This is a genomic window from Deinococcus pimensis DSM 21231 (assembly GCF_000519345.1).
Classification (GTDB): Bacteria; Deinococcota; Deinococci; order Deinococcales; family Deinococcaceae; genus Deinococcus_A; species Deinococcus_A pimensis.
This window is the reverse complement of sequence record NZ_KI912675.1, coordinates 229,333-230,363: the sequence shown is the minus strand read 5'-3', so window position 1 is coordinate 230,363 and position 1,031 is coordinate 229,333. Positions and strand designations below refer to the sequence as shown.

Below are 1,031 nucleotides of genomic sequence, written 5' to 3'. Positions count from 1 at the left end.
ACGCGTCTGTCTCCTCGGGCAGCGCGCCTCCCGTGAGGAAGGGCAGCAGGACGTTCAGCCCGCCGTCCTCCCAGCCCCACGCGCCGTCGAGCGTCCTGAGGGGCGACGGCACCGCGAACCCGAGGTCCTGATCGGCGAGCCACGCCAGCAGCTCGAACTCCCGGGCCTGCACCTCGCCCAGGGGTACCGCGCCACGCTTGAGCACGAACGCCCCCGCCGGAGTGCGGAACGCCGTGAGGACGTTGTTGCGCCCCACGCCCGCGAGCCCGAGGGCCTCGAACAGCCCGGCGAGGCCGTAGTGCCGCCGCAGTTCCTCCTTCAGGGCGGGAGTGAGCGTCAAGCTTCGTCCACCCACTTCCGTGCGTTGAGCGCGGCCTCCGTGCGGTTACGGACCTGCATCTTCGCGAGGATGGACTTCACGTGGTTCTTCACGGTGCTCTCGCTGATGTCGAGCTCCCGCGCGATCAGCTTGTTGCTCAGCCCCCGCGCGAGCAGCCGCAGCACGTCCTCCTCACGGGCGGTGAGGTGTTCGTCCGGTACGCTGCGCGTGGTGAGCAGATGCAGGTACTTCACCGCGACGCTCGGCTGGATGAACACCTCCCCCGCCGCGACCCGGCGCACGACGTCGAAGAGCTCACCGGGACGCACGTCCTTGAGCAGGTACCCGCTGGCGCCCGCGCGGATCCCGTCGAGGACGTAGCTTTCCGTGTCGAAGGTGGTGAGGATCAACACGCGTGAACGCAGCCCCAGCTCGCGCACCCGGGCGGTCGCGGTGACGCCGTCCATGCCGGGCATCTGCACGTCCATCAGCAGCACGTCCGGCGTGAGGTCCTGCGCGAGCCGCACGGCGTCCTCGCCGCTGGCGGCTTCCCCGACGATCTGGAAGTCGTCGTCGGTTTCGAACAGGGAGCGCAGACCGAAGCGCATGAGGGGCTGGTCGTCGACGATGGCGACGGTGATGGGATGAGTCATACGGAAGGCACCTCCGGGGGGGTGGGCGCGCGAAGGGGGAGCGTGGCGGTGACGGTCGT

At 69.7% G+C, this 1,031-nt stretch carries 1 protein-coding gene and 1 pseudogene; both read right to left on the bottom strand.

Annotated features, from left to right (window positions below; translation table 11 throughout):
- A pseudogene (locus DEIPI_RS34505) lies at positions 1–340 on the bottom strand (phosphotransferase enzyme family protein); the annotation flags it as partial.
- Positions 337–972 (bottom strand): response regulator, encoded by a 636-nt coding sequence (locus DEIPI_RS0124955; RefSeq protein ID WP_027483583.1) that lies wholly within the window; start codon positions 970–972, stop codon positions 337–339. The gene DEIPI_RS0124955 and the pseudogene DEIPI_RS34505, both read right to left, overlap by 4 nt.
- Positions 973–1,031 lie beyond the last annotated feature (59 nt).